The 15,699-nt window shown below is 70.7% G+C and carries 14 protein-coding genes; 8 read left to right on the forward strand and 6 right to left on the reverse strand.

Features of this window, described 5'->3' with window-relative positions:
* Positions 1-16: 16 nt before the first annotated feature.
* The 5 genes from CJZ86_RS01625 to CJZ86_RS01645 are packed head-to-tail and all read right to left on the reverse strand — an operon-like array spanning position 17 to position 6,545.
* Positions 17-1,174 (reverse strand): PQQ-dependent sugar dehydrogenase, encoded by a 1,158-nt coding sequence (locus CJZ86_RS01625; RefSeq protein WP_094584234.1) that lies wholly within the window; start codon positions 1,172-1,174, stop codon positions 17-19.
* Positions 1,147-2,994, reverse strand: a complete 1,848-nt coding sequence (locus tag CJZ86_RS01630; RefSeq protein WP_094584235.1) for an MBL fold metallo-hydrolase — start codon at positions 2,992-2,994, stop codon at positions 1,147-1,149. The genes CJZ86_RS01625 and CJZ86_RS01630 overlap by 28 nt, the downstream gene beginning before the upstream one ends.
* Positions 2,995-3,020: 26 nt before the next feature.
* Entirely contained in the window at positions 3,021-4,832 is a 1,812-nt protein-coding gene (locus tag CJZ86_RS01635) for an aspartate kinase (RefSeq protein WP_094584236.1), read from the reverse strand.
* Between the two features lie 28 nt (positions 4,833-4,860).
* Entirely contained in the window at positions 4,861-5,871 is a 1,011-nt protein-coding gene (gene holA, locus CJZ86_RS01640; RefSeq protein WP_094584237.1) for a DNA polymerase III subunit delta, read from the reverse strand.
* Complete coding sequence (locus tag CJZ86_RS01645; RefSeq protein ID WP_158219480.1) at positions 5,871-6,545, reverse strand: type II toxin-antitoxin system prevent-host-death family antitoxin; 675 nt, start codon at positions 6,543-6,545, stop codon at positions 5,871-5,873. The genes holA and CJZ86_RS01645 overlap by 1 nt, the downstream gene beginning before the upstream one ends.
* Before the next feature lie 132 nt (positions 6,546-6,677).
* Between CJZ86_RS01645 and CJZ86_RS01650 the strand changes: the two genes are divergently transcribed.
* Positions 6,678-7,340 (forward strand): precorrin-8X methylmutase, encoded by a 663-nt coding sequence (locus CJZ86_RS01650; protein WP_094584239.1) that lies wholly within the window; start codon positions 6,678-6,680, stop codon positions 7,338-7,340.
* Here CJZ86_RS01650 and mutS read toward each other — a convergent pair.
* Positions 7,316-10,144, reverse strand: coding sequence for a DNA mismatch repair protein MutS (mutS, locus tag CJZ86_RS01655; protein WP_094584240.1), 2,829 nt, complete (start codon positions 10,142-10,144; stop codon positions 7,316-7,318). The genes CJZ86_RS01650 and mutS overlap by 25 nt on opposite strands.
* A 110-nt stretch (positions 10,145-10,254) precedes the next feature.
* Here mutS and ribH point away from each other — a divergent pair, with 110 nt between their 5' ends.
* The 7 genes from ribH (at position 10,255) to CJZ86_RS01690 (ending at position 15,699) form a co-directional block, all read left to right on the forward strand.
* Complete coding sequence (gene ribH, locus CJZ86_RS01660; protein WP_094584241.1) at positions 10,255-10,743, forward strand: 6,7-dimethyl-8-ribityllumazine synthase; 489 nt, start codon at positions 10,255-10,257, stop codon at positions 10,741-10,743.
* A complete protein-coding gene (gene rfbA, locus CJZ86_RS01665) occupies positions 10,740-11,648 on the forward strand; it encodes a glucose-1-phosphate thymidylyltransferase RfbA (protein ID WP_094584242.1) in 909 nt (302 codons plus the stop codon). The genes ribH and rfbA overlap by 4 nt, the downstream gene beginning before the upstream one ends.
* Positions 11,645-12,244, forward strand: a complete 600-nt coding sequence (gene rfbC, locus CJZ86_RS01670) for a dTDP-4-dehydrorhamnose 3,5-epimerase (protein WP_094584243.1) — start codon at positions 11,645-11,647, stop codon at positions 12,242-12,244. The genes rfbA and rfbC overlap by 4 nt, the downstream gene beginning before the upstream one ends.
* A gap of 86 nt (positions 12,245-12,330) precedes the next feature.
* Positions 12,331-12,519, forward strand: a complete 189-nt coding sequence (gene psbZ, locus CJZ86_RS01675; protein ID WP_094584244.1) for a photosystem II reaction center protein PsbZ — start codon at positions 12,331-12,333, stop codon at positions 12,517-12,519.
* A gap of 52 nt (positions 12,520-12,571) precedes the next feature.
* Positions 12,572-13,390 (forward strand): ABC transporter permease, encoded by an 819-nt coding sequence (locus tag CJZ86_RS01680; protein WP_094584245.1) that lies wholly within the window; start codon positions 12,572-12,574, stop codon positions 13,388-13,390.
* 149 nt (positions 13,391-13,539) lie between these two features.
* Positions 13,540-14,646, forward strand: coding sequence for an ABC transporter ATP-binding protein (locus CJZ86_RS01685; protein WP_233133776.1), 1,107 nt, complete (start codon positions 13,540-13,542; stop codon positions 14,644-14,646).
* A 66-nt stretch (positions 14,647-14,712) separates the two neighbouring features.
* The gene (locus CJZ86_RS01690; RefSeq protein ID WP_158219481.1) at positions 14,713-15,699 is read left to right on the forward strand and encodes a class I SAM-dependent methyltransferase; all 987 of its coding nucleotides are present in this window, start codon (positions 14,713-14,715) and stop codon (positions 15,697-15,699) included.

A 15,699-nucleotide genomic window follows, 5' to 3' on the forward strand; every position in this document is an offset into this window, starting at 1 on the left:
AACCCTAATCCAGACATCAGGGAGCTCCGATGGGTTCCAGGCGCAGCAGCTGGCCATCGCCGGCCCCGTCGGTGAGCACATAAAGGAATCCATCCGGTCCCTGGCGCACGTCCCGCACCCGGGCGCCGATCGGAATCTCCTGCTGGGGTGTCACCGATCCCTCCGGATCCAGGCGCAGCCGATGCACCTGCCGCGACACCAGTCCGCCGGCGAAGAGATCACCGCGCCAGCCCGGATAGCGATCGCCGTCGTAGACCGCCAGGCCGGAGGGGGCGATGGCGGGCGTCCAGACGAGAACCGGATCCCGCAGGCCCGGGGCGCTGGTGGCCGGTGCGATCGGCGGGCCGAAGTACTCGCGGCTGTGGGTTACCCGCGGCCAGCCGTAGTTCACGCCGGCCTCGATCCGGTTGAGCTCGTCGCCATCGCGGGCGCCGTGTTCGCTGGCCCAGACCCGGCCCGTTCGCTGATCGAGGGCCAGCCCCTGGATGTTGCGGTGCCCGAGGCTCCAGAGTCCCGGCAGGGCACCAGGCTTGGCGGCGAAGGGGGTGCCCCTGGCGGCGCTGCCGTCCGCGTTCAGGCGCAGCACCTTGCCCAGGGCGCTGCCCGGGTTCTGGGCCTGGGTGCGGATCGGCTGCCCCTCCAGTTCGATCGGAGGATTGCCCCCGTCCCCGATGGCCAGCAGCAGGGTGCCATCCGGGAGCCAGAGCAGGCGGGAGCCGAAGTGCTGGGCGCCGCTCTTGCGCTGCGGCACCGCGTACAGCACCTGCACATCGCTGAGGGCGCGGCCGTCGAAGCGGGCCCGGGCCAGCCGGGTGTGGTTGGCCTCGGCGCTGCCGGCCGCATAGGTGAGATAGATCCAGCGGTTGGTGGCGAAGTCGGGATGGACGGCCACGTCCAGCAGGCCCCCCTGGCCGGCGGCCAGCACCTCCGGCACGCCGCGGATCGGCTCGGCCTGCAGCACACCGCCCCGCACCAGGCGCAGCCGGCCCGGCCGCTCCGTGATCAGCAGGTCGCCGCCCGGCAGCCAGGCCACGGCCCAGGGGTGCTCGAGGCCGCCCACCACCGGCACACTGCGCACCGGGGCGGAGACGGCTGCGGGCTGGCAGCTGGCCAGGGCCGGCAGCAGCAGGACCCCGGCGAGCCCGTTCAGGAATGGTGGACGGCGACGGGCCATGGCTGGGGGGACAGCTCCAGAAGCACCAGATCGCGCAGGTCGTGGAGCAGGGAGAGCTCGGCGCCGCTGAGCTGACGCGGGCGGGTGTCGATCAGGCACAGCGTGCCCAGGCAGGTGCCGTCCTCGAGGATCAGGGGCGAGCCGGCGTAGAAGCGGATCCGGGGTTCCCCCAGCACCAGGGGATTCTCGGCGAAGCGCTCGTCGAGCCAGGTGTCCGCCACCAGCAGGTCCGAGCGCTGGAGGATCGCATGGGCGCAGAAGGCCAGATCGCGGGAGGTCTGGCAGGTGGCCAGGCCATGGCAGGACTTGAACCACTGCCGCTCGGCATCGATCAGGCTGATCAGGGCGATCGGCACATCGAAGGCGGCTGCGGCGATCCGGGTCAGCCGGTCGAAGCGCTCCTCCCGTTCTGTGTCAAGCAGGCCCAGCTCCGCCAGCCGCCGCAGGCGCCGTTCCTCGTCCTGCGGCGGCCGGGCCCGCTCCCAGCGGCAGGGGGTGCGCAGGCTCCAGGCCCGCAGCCGGGCCCGCAGGAAGCTCTCGGAGACGGGCAGCACCAGCCACTCGCTGACCAGGGGATCGTCGTAGCGGGCCTGCTCCTCCACGGCCGCCAGCATCACGACCGGGGTCTCGGCCAGCCCCGTCGCCGCGGACTCCCGCAGCCGGCGGACCAGCCCGGGGCCATCGCGGACGGGGAGTGCCTGCTCCAGCAGCAGCAGGGACGCCCCGTCGCGCTCGAGACGCTGCTCCAGATCGGCTTCGCCGCCGGCCACATGGAAGGGCAGACCTTCGAGCCGCAGGGCGGTGGTGAGGGCCGCCTCCAGATCCCTGTCCGTCACCCAGACCAGGGCCGGGGGGCCGCCGGGATCGCCACTGAGGGCCCCGGGTCCGGGCGCCTCCCCCGTTTCGGCCCCAGCTTCGGCCGAAGGCGCGCCGGCTGCGGCCTCGGGTGTGCGGGGGGTGGTGCGCAGCACCAGGCCCTCCGAAGCCGCCAGCACCTCGAGGGGGGCGCCCCGCTCGGCCAGATCGGCGCGCACACCAGCCAGGATCAGGTCGATGGTCGCGTCGTTGCGCAGCGGGTCGTGGTGGGTGAGCACCAGCCGGGCCACCCCGGCCTCCTCGCAGATGCGCACCGCGTACTCCACCGAGCTGTGGCCCCAGCCGAGCTTGGCCGGGAACTCCAGGGCCGTGTACTGGGCGTCGTGGATCACCAGGTCGGCCCCCTCGATGAACTCGGCGTAGTGCAGGTCCTGGCCGGAGAGCGGACCGATGCCGCTGGCCAGTTCGGGCGCGTGGGGTTCGTGGTCGCAGCAGTAGATGACCGTGGCCCCGTCCGCCTGGAGCCGGTAGGCCAGGGTGAGGGCGGGATGGTTGAGCAGGTGGGTCGTGATCGTCACGTCCCCGATCCGGAAGGTGCCCTCGTGCAGGTCGTGGTAGCGGATCGTGGCGGCGAACTGCTCGAGGGTGACGGGGAAGTAGGCGTGCTGCATCTGGCCGGAGAGCACGCTGCGCAGGCTTCCCGAGAGGCCGCTGGGGCCGAAGACGTCCCAGGTGTGGCCAGGGGCGAAGAAGGGGGCGAAGAAGGGAAAGCCCTGGATGTGGTCCCAGTGGGTGTGGCTGATCAGCAGCGAGCCTTCGATGCCGTCGGGCCGCTCCTGCATCAGGGCCTGCCCCAGGCCGTGGGCGCCGGTGCCGCAGTCGATCACCAGCAGGGTGCCGGCGTCGGAGCGGACCTCGACGCAGGAGGTGTTGCCGCCGAAGCGGAAGGTGTCCGGGCCGGGCTTGGCGATCGAACCGCGGGTTCCCCAGAACCGAACCAACATGCCCCGACCCTGGCGCGGCCCCAAGCCTAGGGAGCTTCTGTCCCCTGGGCCGCATGCCGAGTCGCGCCACCGAGGCCGAAGGCCTGGTGCACCGCCTGCAGGGCGCGCACCCCATCGGCCTCCGCCACCACGCAGCTGGTGCGGATCTCGCTGGTGGCGATCAGGGAGATGTTGATGCCCGCATCGGCCAGGGAACGGAACATCCGCGCCGCCGTGCCGGCGGTGCAGGCCATCCCGGCTCCCACGGCGCTGACCCTGGCGATGGCCGGGCCTTCTTCGAAGCAGGCGCCGTCCCACTGGCGCAGGATCGGGGCCAGGGCCCGCTCGGCCCCCGGCCGGTCGTCGCGCCGCAGGGTGAAGCTCATGTCCCGCCGCCGGTCCTCCGGCCCGCCGTGGGTGCGCTCCGACTGCACGATGGCGTCGAGGCTGATGCCCGCATCGGCCAGGGCCCGGCAGATGGCCGCGGCCGCCCCCGGCCGGTCGGGCACCCGCCGCACCGACACCTGCACCTGGTCGCGGTCGAGGGCCACGCCCCGCACCGCCGGATCCCCCAGGTGGCAGGGGGGCGGATCGTGGCGGAGCTGCTGGTCGGCGAGCTCGAAGGCCTCGCCGGCGGCCCGCAGGGCCCGGGCGCCCAGCTGGCCATCCACCACGCAGCTCACCTTCACCTCGCTGGTGGCGATCAGGCGCAGATTGATGCCGAGGCGGGCCATGGTGTCGAACAGGCGGGCCGCCACGCCCGGGCGGCCCAGGATGCCGGCCCCGGCGATGCTCAGCTTGGCCATGCCCGCCTCGGCCGAGAGCATGGCCCCATCGGCCCCCATGGCCGCCAGCACCTCCTGGCACACCTGGTGGGCGCGCTCCATCTCCGACGCCGCCAGGGTGAAGGCGATGTCGTTGCTGGCGCCCTCGTGGATCGCCTGGACGATCAGGTCCACGTTCAGACCGGCGCCGCCGAGGGCCTCGAACAGGGTGGCGGCCACCCCCGGTCGGTCGGGCACGTGGGAGAGGGCCAGCACGGCCTGGTCGGCCTCGAGCTCCGCCCCGTCGACGGGCCGGCCCAGCTCCAGCCCCTCACTGCCGATCGGCCGGGCCGGACCGCTGGTCAGCCGGGTGCCGGGGGCCTGGCTCCAGCTGGAGCGAACCGTCAGGGGCACCCCGTAGTTGCGGGCGATCTCCACGGCCCGGGGGTGGAGCACCGCGGCTCCAAGGCTGGCCAGTTCCAGCATCTCGTCGCAGCTGACGCTGTCCATCAGCTGGGCATCGCTCACCTTGCGGGGGTCGGTGGTCAGCACCCCGGGCACGTCGGTGTAGATCTCGCAGCCGTCGGCGCCGAGGGCGGCCGCCAGCGCCACCGCGGAGGTGTCGGAACCGCCGCGGCCCAGGGTGGTGATCTCCGGGGTGCCGGCGTGGCCGCTGCTGGTGCCCTGGAAGCCGGCCACCACCACCACATGGCCGTCCTCCAGCAGGCGGCGCAGCCGTTCGGTGCGCACCTCCAGGATCCGGGCCCGGCCATGGGCCGATTCGGTGATGATCCCGGCCTGGGTGCCGGTCATCGAGACGGCGGGCACGCCTTCGGCATGGAGGGCCATCGACAGCAGGGCGATCGACACCTGCTCGCCCGTGGCCAGCAGCATGTCCATCTCCCGGCGGGGGGGATCGCTGCAGAGGCTGGCGGCCATGCCGGTCAGCTGGTCGGTGGTGTGACCCATGGCCGACACGACCACCACCAGCTCGTGGCCCTCCTCGCGGCTGGCGGCGATGCGGCGGGCGACCGCCCGGATCCGCTCGGTGTCCGCCACCGAGGTCCCCCCGAACTTCTGAATCAACAGGGCCATTCCCGCGTTGCCGGCGCATCCGGGCCGATTATCGACGCGGGGCGCTCCCGGGCTGCGCCAGGGCGGCCAGCAGGAAGCCGTCCCGGAAGGCGTCGCCGGGGTCGGCGCCGCGCTTGAGGGCGGCCTCCACGTCGAGCAGGCGGCGCAGCAGGGCCAGCAGTTGCTCGGGGCTGCGGCCGCGGATCTGCTTGCGCATCACGTAGATCCGCTTGGGATTGCCGATCCCCGCCGCTTTGGCGATCACGGCCACGTCCTGCTCGCCGCTGCGCTCCAGCAGGCACACCCACAGCCAGCCCCGGATCTGGCTGGCCAGGGCCGCCACGATGCGCAGGGCGGGCTCGCCCACCTCCAGCAGGGCCTCCACCAGGGCGATCGCCTCGGCCGGGTGCTGGGCCAGCAGGGCGTCGCCCACGGCCAGGCTGCTGGTGACCTGGCCGCCGATCAGGGCGGCCACCGCCTCGGCGGTGATCGGCCCACCACGGCCGCTGCCACCGCCGCCGGCGTGGAGCGCCAGCTTCTCCAGCTCGCTGGCGAGCCGCATCCCGTCGCTGCCGATCGCCTCGGCCAGGGCCTCGGCCGCCGCCGGCGCCAGGGTCAGGCCCCGGGCCCGGGCGGCGCTCTCCACCCGTTCGATCTGACCGGCCCCATCCCAGATCGGCGGCAGGGTGAAGGACTGCTCCTCGGCCAGGGTCCGCAGGCGCTTGGTGGTGCGCAGCCGGGCGTCGGGCTTGCCGTCGCTGACCAGGAACAGGTGGCAGTCGTCCGGGATCAGCGCGACTGAGGCCTCCAGCTGGGCCGCCAGCTCCGCCGGGCAGGCCTGGCAGAAGGGGCTGCGCTGCAGCACCACCACCCGGGCCCCGGCGCCGAAGGGGGAGGTGCGGGCCTCCTCGAGGGCCCGGGCCGCCTGGACGGCATCGGCCCCATCCAGCCGGCTGAGGTTGATCGAAGCCCAGGCGGGATCCACCAGGGCCTCGATCCGGTCCGCCAGGGCCCGTTGGCGGGCGGCCTCGTCGTCGCCCCAGTAGAGGTGGATCGGCATCAGGGCAGGGGCGGCCCCGCCGGCAGGGGCAGGGAGGCGAGCAGGCGGGGGTCCCGGCTGATCATCGCCGTGGCCCCGCCATGCAGGGCCGAGGCCAGCTCCAGGGCGCCATCGGGCCCCAGGGCCGGCCCGGTGCCGGGCCGCTGCAGGCGTGCCGCCGCCAGGGCGACCTGGGGCGTGAGGCTCACCAGGGTCCAGGCCGCAGGATCGCTGAACACGGCTTCGTAGCGGGCCGCCAGGGTCTCGTCCCCCCGGAGCAGCGGCCCCTCCACCAGCGTCCTCAGGGTGGCCATGCTCAGGACCCCGCGCCAGTGGCCGGCGGCGATCGCGGCGATCAGGGGCTCGTGCCGGCGGCTGGAGGCATCGCCGCGCAGCCAGGGAATCAGCACCGTGGCGTCGATGGCCACGGCCGATCCGAGGGCCAGTGCGCCGGCGCCTTTGAGGGGCTGGGGCGGCCAAGGTTGGCTCGGCGGGAGCGGGTCCGGCCAGCAGTCGCGGCCGCTGCCGTTGAGGGCGATCAGGGCCTGCCGCTGGGGACGGTGGCGACGCCAGAGCGGCACCAGGGCCGCCACCGGGTGGCCGTGGCGCGAGATCAGGGTCTCCTCGCCCCCGTGGGCACGATCAAGCAGCTCGGGGAAACGCTTCCTGGCCTCCAGGACGCCGAGGGTGTCCATGGTGTTGGCGGCCGAATTCGAGTTCTGTACACAATGTACAGGTTTTGATTTGGCTCGGCAGAGGCCCCCGCCCACCGGGAGTACGGCCAGGGCGCATCTCGTAGCCTCGCCGCTTACCGTCCCGGTGCCCCCATGCCGCGCCAGGCGAGCAAAAGCTTCGAGGCCTCCCTCGACCATCCGATCTTCCGGGAGAGTGTGCGCCGCATCCGCGCCTGGCTGGGGCCCACCGGCCTGGAGGGGGTGGAGCAGGAGGTGCTCGAGCGCCTGGTCCACAGCAGCGGCGACCTGGCCCTGGCGCCGGATCTGCGTATTGGGCCGGGGGCCTGCGCCGCCGGCCTCAACGCCCTGGCGGCCGGCGCGCCGATCCTCACCGACACGGCGATGGCCGCGGCGGCCGTGGCGCCCATGGCCCGGCGCACCTTCGCCAATCCGGTCCTTTCCGTGCTGGCCTGGGCCCCCGCCGTCGCCCCCGCCGGCGGCACCCGGGCGGCGGCGGGCATGGAGCGGGCCTTGGTGGAGCACCCGGGCGCGGTGGTGCTGGTGGGCAGCGCCCCCACGGCCCTGGAGCGGCTGCTGGAGCTGGTGGAGGCCGGAACCATCGCCGCCCCGGCCCTGGTGATCGGCATGCCGGTGGGGTTCGTGGGGGTGGCCGAGAGCAAGCGCCATCTCGCCGCCAGTGCCCTCCCCCAGATCCGCCTGGAGGGCAGCAAGGGCGGCGCCGGACTGGTGGGCGCCGCCGCCAATGCCCTGCTGCGGCGGGCCTGGCTGGATCAGGCCGCTCTGGGTCCCCCCTGAAGTCCCACCGCCACATGGCTGTTGGCCTCGATGCGGCCCAGCACCTGGCGGGCCCGCAGCACCACTGAGGCGGGAACGCCCGCCAGCCGGGCCGCCTCGATGCCGTAGCTGCGGCTGGCGCCTCCCCGGCAGACCCGGTGCAGGAACACCAGGTCGTTGCCGGTCTCCTCCACCAGCACCTGGGCGTTGCCGACGTTGGGCAGCAGCTCGGCGAGCTCGTTGAGCTCGTGGTAGTGGGTGGCGAAGATCGTGCGGGCGCCGATGCCCTCGGCCAGGTGTTCCGCCACGGCCCAGGCGATCGAGAGGCCGTCGAAGGTGGCCGTGCCCCGGCCGATCTCGTCGAGCAGCACCAGGGAGCGGGGGCTGGCGTGGTGAAGGATGTTGGCGGTCTCGGCCATCTCCACCATGAAGGTGGACTGGCCGCTGGCCAGGTCGTCCACCGCCCCCACCCGGGTGAAGATGCGGTCGGCGATGCCGAGGCGGGCGGAGCGGGCCGGGATCCAGCTGCCGATCTGGGCCATCAGCTGCAGCAGGCCGCTCTGGCGCAGATAGCAGCTCTTGCCGCTGGCATTGGGGCCCGTGAGCACGATCAGGTCCGGCGCCGGTGCTCCGTCGGCCTCCGGAGACCCCAGCTGCAGGTCGTTGGCGGTGAAGGACGCATCGACCAGCAGCTGCTCCACCACCGGATGGCGCCCCGCCTCGATCACCAGCTCGCGGCCCTCGCTGAGTTCGGGCCGGCAGTAGCCGCCGGTGGCCGCCACCTCCGCCAGGGAGGCCAGGGCATCGAGTTCCGCCACCCGCCGGGCGGCCGCCCGCACCGGCCCGGCCGCCTCCCCCACCCGGCGGCGCAGGTCGCAGAAGAGGTCGTATTCCCGCTGGCAGGCCCGGGCCCGCAGCTGCAGGATCCTGCCCTCGCGTCCCTTGAGCTCCGGGGTGACGAAGCGCTCCTCGTTGGCCAGGGTCTGGCGGCGGATCCAGTGGTCCGGAACGGCCGCGGCCCGGGCACGGCTCACGGCCAGGAAGTAGCCGAAGGTGCGGTGGTACTGGAGGCGCAGGTTGGGGTTGCCGCTGGCCCGCCGTTCGATCGCCTCCTGCCGGGAGAGCCAGGCCTCCTGGTCGTCGAGCTGGTTGCGCAGGCCGTCGAGCACGGGATCGACCCCGTCATGGAGCAGCCCGCCTTCACTCAGCGACAGGGGCGGCGTGTCGACCAGGTGGTGGCGCACCTCCTCGGCCAGGGCGGCCAGCTCGGGCCAGGGACCTTTCAGGGCCGCCAGGGGGCCGCTGCGGCAGGGGGCCACCAGGGCCGCCAGGCGGGGCAGCCGCTCGAGGCCGTCGGCCAGGGACACCAGGTCGCGGGCGGAGGCACTGCCGGCGCCGGCCCGCCCCGCCAGCCGCTCCAGATCCCCCATGGGGCGCAGCAGCCGGCGCAGCCCCAGCCGCAGGGGCCGCTGCTCCACCAGCTCACTCACCGCCTCCTGCCGCTCCAGGATCGCGGCGCGATCCACCAGGGGGGCCTCGATCCAGCGGCGCAGGCAGCGGCCCCCCATGGCGGTGGCGGTGCGGTCGAGGGCCCAGAGCAGGGAGCCCTGCAGGGCGCCGCCCAGCTGGGTGCGGGTGAGCTCCAGGTTGCGGCGGGTCTGGGCGTCGAGCACCAGCTGGTCGCCGGCGTGCCAGAGCCGGGGCATCTCCAGCGGGATGGCCGCAGGTTCGGCCTGGGTGGTGTCCAGGTAGGCCAGCAGGCCCCCGGCGGCCCGCAGCGCCAGGGGCGCCTCCCCCAGCCCCAGGCCATCGAGGCTGGCCAGGCGGAAGCGGCGGCGCAGCAGGGCGTCGGCTTCGGTGGCGTCGAAGGGGGTGCGGGCCAGGGGGGTGAGCCGCAGACCCTCGGGGCACCAGGCGGGCGCCTCCGCCGGGCCGGGCCACACCACCTCGGCGGGCTCCAGCTGCAGCAGCTCCTGATGCAGGCTGCCGCTGCCCGTGCGCTCGGTCACCCGGAACTCGCCGGTGCTGACGTCGGCGACGGCCAGACCCCAGCGGCCCGCTGCGCTGCCGTCCCCGTCGAGGACCACGGCGCAGAGCCAGTTGTTGCGGCGGGCCGCCAGCATGCCCTCCTCCAGCACCGTGCCGGGGGTGAGCACCCGGGTGATGCCGCGGCGCAGCAGGGCCCCCTTGGCGGGGGTGGCCTCCAGCTGGTCGCAGAGGGCCACGCTGAGGCCGCGGCGCACCAGGTCGGCGCAGTAGCGCTCGGCGGCGTGGTGGGGGATGCCCGCCATCGGCACCCGGCCCAGGGCCTTGCCGGCGTCCTTGCCGGTGAGGGTGAGCTCGAGCAGACGCGAGAGCAGGATCGCGTCCTCGAAGAAGAACTCGTAGAAGTCGCCGAGGCGGTAGAGCAGCACCCGGTCCGGATGGGCCGCCTTCAGCTCCACGTAGTGCCGCAGCACCGGCGTGAGCGCCTCCGGGTCCACCAGGGAATGGTGGTGCCAGCGGGGCAGGTCGCCATCGGGCTCCGGGTCGGCGTCGCCGGGCGGCGTCGGGGCGCCGCTGGCGTCGCCACCGCCCGGGTCACCGGCCTGCTCGCCGTCGCCCTCGGTGCCGGTGGCCGTGGCCGCTGGCCGCTGCCGTCGGGGGCGGGGCCGGGCGCTGGCGTCGGCCAGCAGGGCCTGGTCGTCCGGGGCGTCCCCATCCGACTCCGACGCTGAAGCCGACTCCGGCGCCAGCACGGTGGGCTCGGGCGTGCCCCCGAACAGGTCCCCCTGCAGGGCCGGATCGTCCGCGAGCGTGAGCTGCTGCTGGACTTCCCTGGCCATGGGTCCGCCGTCAGGAGCGTCCCGATCGTAAGGGGATCGGGTCGGGGGGCTGGCCTGGGTGGCCCTGGTGCTGCTCAACTGGGGCATGAGCTTCTTCATGGTCTGACCCCTTGACGGTTTTCGAAGGTCGCTTCACCGATGTCGCCGGTCTGCGGATCGGCCTGGTGATCGCCCGCTTCAACGATCTGGTGACCGGCAAGCTGCTCAGCGGCTGCCTCGATTCCCTCTCCCGCCACGGCATCGACGTCAGCCCCGAGAGCACCCAGCTCGACGTGGCCTGGGTGCCGGGCAGCTTCGAGATTCCCCTGGTGGCCCAGCGGCTGGCCGCCAGCGGTCGCTACCAGGTGGTCATCACCCTGGGGGCGGTGATCCGGGGCGACACCCCCCACTTCGACGTGGTGGTGGCCGAGGTGAGCAAGGGGGTGGCCGCCGTGGCCCGCGACACCGGCGTGCCGGTGATCTTCGGGGTGCTCACCACCGACACCCTGCAGCAGGCCCTCGAGCGGGCCGGCATCAAGAGCAACCTGGGCTGGAGCTACGGCCTCCAGGCCCTGGAGATGGGCAGCCTGATGGCCGCACTGCCGCAGCCGACGCCATGAACCGCAAGGGACTGATCCTGGCGGGGGGCAGCGGCACGCGCCTGGCCCCCCTCACCACCGCCGTCAGCAAGCAGCTGGTGCCGGTGTACGACAAGCCGATGATCTACTACCCGCTCAGCACCCTGATGCTGGCGGGCATCCGCGAGGTGCTGGTGATCACCACCCCCACCGACCAGCCGGCCTTTGAGCGGTTGCTCGGAGACGGATCTGGCTGGGGCATGGAGATCCGCTATGCGGTGCAGCCCAGCCCCGATGGGCTGGCCCAGGCGTTCCTGATCGGCGCCGAGTTCCTCGACGGCGCACCGGCGGCCCTGGTGCTGGGGGACAACCTGTTCCATGGCCACGACCTGATCCCCCAGCTGCAGGGGGCCAATGGCGAGCGGCCCGGGGCCACCGTGTTCGCCTACCCGGTGAGCGATCCGGAGCGCTACGGGGTGGTGGAGTTCAGCGGCGATGGCCGGGTGCTGAGCATCGAGGAGAAGCCGCCCCAGCCGCGCAGCCGCTATGCGGTCACGGGCCTGTACTTCTACGACCACACGGTGGTGGAGCGGGCCCGGCAGGTGCGTCCCTCGCCGCGGGGCGAGCTGGAGATCACCGACCTCAACCAGCTCTACCTCGATGAGGGCCTGCTGCGGGTGGAGCTGATGGGCCGCGGCATGGCCTGGCTGGACACCGGCACACCCGATTCCCTGCACGAGGCCGCCAGCTACATCCGCACCCTTGAAAAGCGCCAGGGCCTCAAGGTGGGCTGCCCGGAGGAAGTGGCCTGGCGCCTGGGCTGGATCGACCACGGCCAGCTGGAGCGGCTGGCCCTGCCCCTGAAGAAATCCGGCTACGGCGACTACCTGCTGCGCCTGCTGCAGGAGGCCGCCAGCGACCACCAGGCCCTGGAGCCCCAACGATGAACGTTCAGTTCCTGGCCATCGACGGCCCCCTGCTGCTCACCCCGGCGGTCTACGCCGATGAGCGCGGCTGGTTCAGCGAGAGCTGGAACCGGCGCCGCTTCGCCGAGGCCCTCGGCAAGGAGGACGCCGACGCCCCTGAGTTCGTGCAGGACAACCACTCCCGCTCCGTGCAGGGGGTGCTGCGGGGCCTGCATTTCCAGCGGGCGCCGCACCCCCAGGGCAAGCTCGTGCGCTGCACCGTCGGGGAGGTCTTCGATGTGGCCGTCGACCTGCGCCGGGACTCCCCCACCCTGGGCCAGTGGGTGGGCGAGCGGCTCAGCGCCGAGAACCAGCACCAGCTCTGGGTGCCGGTGGGCTTCGCCCATGGCTTCCTGACCCTGAGCCCGGTGGCCGAGGTGCAGTACAAGACCGCCGGCTACTGGAGCCGGGAGTGCGAGCGCTCCCTGGCCTGGAACGACCCGGCCATCGGCATCGACTGGCCCCTGGGGGAGCTGCCGGCGCCCCACCAGCCCCTGCTGGCCCCCAAGGACGCCGCCGCCCCCGGTCTGGGGGCCCTGGCCGCCGCCGGGGATCTGTTCGCGCCCGACAACGTGTGAAGGATGGCTCCGGCGGCGGGCAGGGTCCCGCGCTGCATGGCAGGATCCCCAACGCTGCCTGATCCGGCCCCGAGCCTTCCTGCCCCATGCAGATCCTCAATACCCTCACCGTTCTGGCCCTGGTGGTGATGTCCTTCGCCCTGATCGTGGCGGTGCCGGTGCTCTACGCGAGCACCGAGGACAGCGGCCGCTCCAACCGCCTGATCCTGATCGGCGGCGCCGCCTGGGTGGCCCTGGTGCTGGTCAACTGGGGCATGAGCCTGCTGGTGGTCTGAGGTCGACAGGGTGACGGCGTGACAGCCTCCCCTGATCACCCAGTCCCGCAATATGAGCGTCACTCGCATTCAGCCCAGGCGCCGCTTTTCATTCTTCGAGTGGAAGGAGATCGTTGAGTATCGCGATCTCCTGTATTTCCTGGCTCTTCGCGATATCAAGCTGCGCTATAAGCAGACGAGCCTAGGAGCGGTCTGGGTGATCCTGCAGCCGCTGGTGCCGGCCGTGATCTTTGCCGTGCTGTTCGGCAACTTCGCCCGATTGCCCAGCAATGGTCAGCCCTATCTGCTGATGGTGTTCACGGGCCTGATTCCCTGGGGGCTGTTCAGCAACTCGATCGGCAGGGCCGGCACCAGCTTGGTGGCCAATTCCGGTCTGCTTTCCAAGATCTATTTCCCCCGTCTGATCATTCCTCTGGCCTCGATGGGGTCGGTGGTTGTGGATGGCCTGGTCAGCCTTGGGGTCCTGGTGGTGCTGCTGGCGCTTTTCGGCATCGGCCTGGGCTGGCATCTGCTGGCCGCCCCCTTCTTTCTGCTGGCGGCGTTCCTGATGGGCCTGGGGCTGACGCTGATCGTGGCCTCGCTGAATGTCTATCATCGGGACTTCGGTTATGCGGTGCCGTTTGCCCTGCAGGCCTGGAACTATCTGACACCGATCGTCTATTCCTCTTCGTTGATCCCTGAGCGCTGGCAATTTCTGTATTCGCTCAATCCAACGGTGGGGCTGATTGAAGGATTTCGCTGGTCGGTGCTCGGCGGTGTGCCGATCACCGTCACCATGATGGCGAGCATGCTGTCGGGGCTGGTCGCTTCCCTGGCGATCGGCATGGCCGTGTTCCAGAAGATTGAAAGGGGCTTCGCCGATATCGTATGACTGCGACTTCAGATATTGCCGTCACCGTTCGCTCCCTAGGCAAGTCCTACAAGATTGACCATCTGGGCCTGGCGGAACCCCCAGTCGAGGCCGCCGAGGGTGGCTCCCGGCGTCGTTGGCCCTGGCAGGGCAAGGGGCCGCGGCAGCGGATGAGCAGCGAGATCTTCTGGGCCTTGCGGGATGTGGATTTCGAGGTTCCCCGGGGGAAGGTCTTTGGTGTGATCGGCCGGAACGGGGCGGGCAAGAGCACCCTGCTGAAGATCCTGTCCCGGATCACGGAGCCCACCACCGGCATGGCCGAGATCCGCGGCCGGGTGGGCTCCCTGCTGGAAGTGGGTACCGGTTTTCACCCCGAGCTCAGCGGCCGCGAGAACATCTATCTCAATGGCACGCTGCTGGGAATGCGACGCCGGCAGATTGATCAGGTCTTCGATGCGATCGTTGATTTCGCCGAGGTGCACCGCTTCATCGATACCCCGGTGAAGCGCTATTCCAGTGGCATGTATGTTCGTCTGGCGTTCGCCGTTGCCGCCCACCTGGAGCCGGACATCCTGATCATCGATGAAGTGCTGGCCGTGGGTGATCTTCAGTTTCAGAAGAAGTGCCTCGGCAAGATGAAGGATGTCACCGGCCAGGGTCGAACGGTTCTCTTTGTCAGCCACAGCCTCAGCACGGTCAACAGTCTCTGCGATACGTGCATGTTGCTGGAGAATGGCAGGGTCACCCAGATCGGCCCCACGGAGTCCGTGACGGCCTCCTATTTCGCCAGCAGCGAGGAAACGGCAGGCTCGCTTCTCGATCTCACGGCGGATCCGCCCGGCGACAGGTTTTGCCGCATGGTCGGAGCACGGATGGTGGACCGGTCCGGTGAAAGTGTCAGCTATGCCCATATCGACAGGGAGGTCGGCATCGAGATGACCTACGAGCTCCTGGATCCTTCCACGGGACCGGTGATCCCGAACTTCCATTTTTTCACGGCGGGTCAGTGTGCCTTCATCAGCAGTCCCCTTCCCCAGCCTCCCGCCTCATCGGGACGCCACCAAGCGACGGTCTGGTTGCCGGCAAGATTTCTCAATGAAGGAACCTATTCTGTCAATTTCGCTGCTACCACTCCGATACCCCAGTGTTGTCATTTCCATGTTCAGGATCAGTTCTGCTTTGAGGTGATCGAGGATCTTCATGATGAAGCCCGCCATGGGGCCGTGCATAAAGTCCCTGGGGCTGTCAGGCCGCAGCTGGACTGGAGCATGCGCTGATGGCTCCTGTCTGGCACCCGGGCAGATGTCATGGGAGAATGGAGTTCTGACGTGGATCGGATTTCGATGCGTTCGCTGGTGGCCAGGATCCGGAGGAAGTTGGGTCGTATCGCCGCAGCGTCGGCCAGTCGTCCTCCGTCCTCCAGGAGGCAGGCCATCGAGCGGGTCCAGAAAAGTCCGGGCCGGTTGGTGCCCTGGCTTGATCTCATCGGGCTCGTCAAGGCTGACTTTCCCGACAGCCTCCGCGAACAGGTTCTGTCCCATGATCTGACACGTCGTGGCGTGGTTCTCTGCTTCCAGGAGGAGCTTCAGAATCGAATGGCTGCTGATCTTCTGCAGGCTTCCAAGCGGCTGGATCAGGAGGATGCGGCTTCCGTCTGCGGTGATGTGGCACTTGAGATGATTCGTCTCAAAACCATTGCCCAGTGTCGTGACGCCCATGCAGAAGGCAACTATTACCGAGACGCTGAGCCTTACATCCAGAAGCAGTGGGAAGGAGTGATCTGGCCCATCATCAAGGATCTTGACTTCACTGACGTACTTGAGCTTGCTCCGGGCCATGGCCGCAATACAGAGCATTTACGTAGCCTGGCTGGATCGATCACGCTCATTGATGTGAATCCCAATTGCATCGAGGCCTGCAGGGAGCGGTTCGGTGAGCAGCGTGACGGCTGCAAATTCCGCTACTTCGTTACCGATGGCGATTCCCTCTCAATGGTCGATTCGAGTTCCCAGTCGCTTGTCTATACCTTTGATTCCATGGTTCATTTCGATTCGTCCGTGGTGCGGGCCTATGTCCATGAGATTGCGCGCGTCCTGCGGCCCGGTGGCAGTGCGTTCCTGCACCACTCCAACTACGGGACGGTGGCTCCTAACAGCGACTGGGCCCACAATCCCGGCAACCGCAGCGACATGACCGCCGAGCGGATGCGAGGGTTTGCAGAGGAGGCCGGTCTGGACGTGGCGTTTCAGCGCCTCAGTGGCATCGCCGATGGCTGGGGTCTGGAGGATCTCGACGCCTTCACCGTGCTGCGTCGGCCCGCTCTCGCCTGA

Origin of the sequence: Synechococcus sp. BO 8801, from assembly GCF_002252675.1 — a bacterium.
In the GTDB taxonomy this organism is placed as follows: domain Bacteria; phylum Cyanobacteriota; class Cyanobacteriia; order PCC-6307; family Cyanobiaceae; genus Cyanobium.

What these genes read in the sequence shown, in the direction of transcription:
- CJZ86_RS01680 (WP_094584245.1), top strand. Translation starts at nt 12,572, where the DNA reads ATGAGCGTCACTCGCATTCAGCCCAGGCGCCGCTTTTCATTCTTCGAG.
- CJZ86_RS01645 (WP_158219480.1), bottom strand. Translation starts at nt 6,545, where the DNA reads ATGGACACCCTCGGCGTCCTGGAGGCCAGGAAGCGTTTCCCCGAGCTG.
- psbZ (WP_094584244.1), top strand. Translation starts at nt 12,331, where the DNA reads ATGCAGATCCTCAATACCCTCACCGTTCTGGCCCTGGTGGTGATGTCC.
- CJZ86_RS01625 (WP_094584234.1), bottom strand. Translation starts at nt 1,174, where the DNA reads ATGGCCCGTCGCCGTCCACCATTCCTGAACGGGCTCGCCGGGGTCCTG.
- CJZ86_RS01635 (WP_094584236.1), bottom strand. Translation starts at nt 4,832, where the DNA reads ATGGCCCTGTTGATTCAGAAGTTCGGGGGGACCTCGGTGGCGGACACC.
- CJZ86_RS01630 (WP_094584235.1), bottom strand. Translation starts at nt 2,994, where the DNA reads ATGTTGGTTCGGTTCTGGGGAACCCGCGGTTCGATCGCCAAGCCCGGC.
- rfbA (WP_094584242.1), top strand. Translation starts at nt 10,740, where the DNA reads ATGAACCGCAAGGGACTGATCCTGGCGGGGGGCAGCGGCACGCGCCTG.
- CJZ86_RS01690 (WP_158219481.1), top strand. Translation starts at nt 14,713, where the DNA reads ATGCGTTCGCTGGTGGCCAGGATCCGGAGGAAGTTGGGTCGTATCGCC.
- rfbC (WP_094584243.1), top strand. Translation starts at nt 11,645, where the DNA reads ATGAACGTTCAGTTCCTGGCCATCGACGGCCCCCTGCTGCTCACCCCG.
- mutS (WP_094584240.1), bottom strand. Translation starts at nt 10,144, where the DNA reads ATGGCCAGGGAAGTCCAGCAGCAGCTCACGCTCGCGGACGATCCGGCC.
- holA (WP_094584237.1), bottom strand. Translation starts at nt 5,871, where the DNA reads ATGCCGATCCACCTCTACTGGGGCGACGACGAGGCCGCCCGCCAACGG.
- CJZ86_RS01650 (WP_094584239.1), top strand. Translation starts at nt 6,678, where the DNA reads ATGCCGCGCCAGGCGAGCAAAAGCTTCGAGGCCTCCCTCGACCATCCG.
- CJZ86_RS01685 (WP_233133776.1), top strand. Translation starts at nt 13,540, where the DNA reads ATGAGCAGCGAGATCTTCTGGGCCTTGCGGGATGTGGATTTCGAGGTT.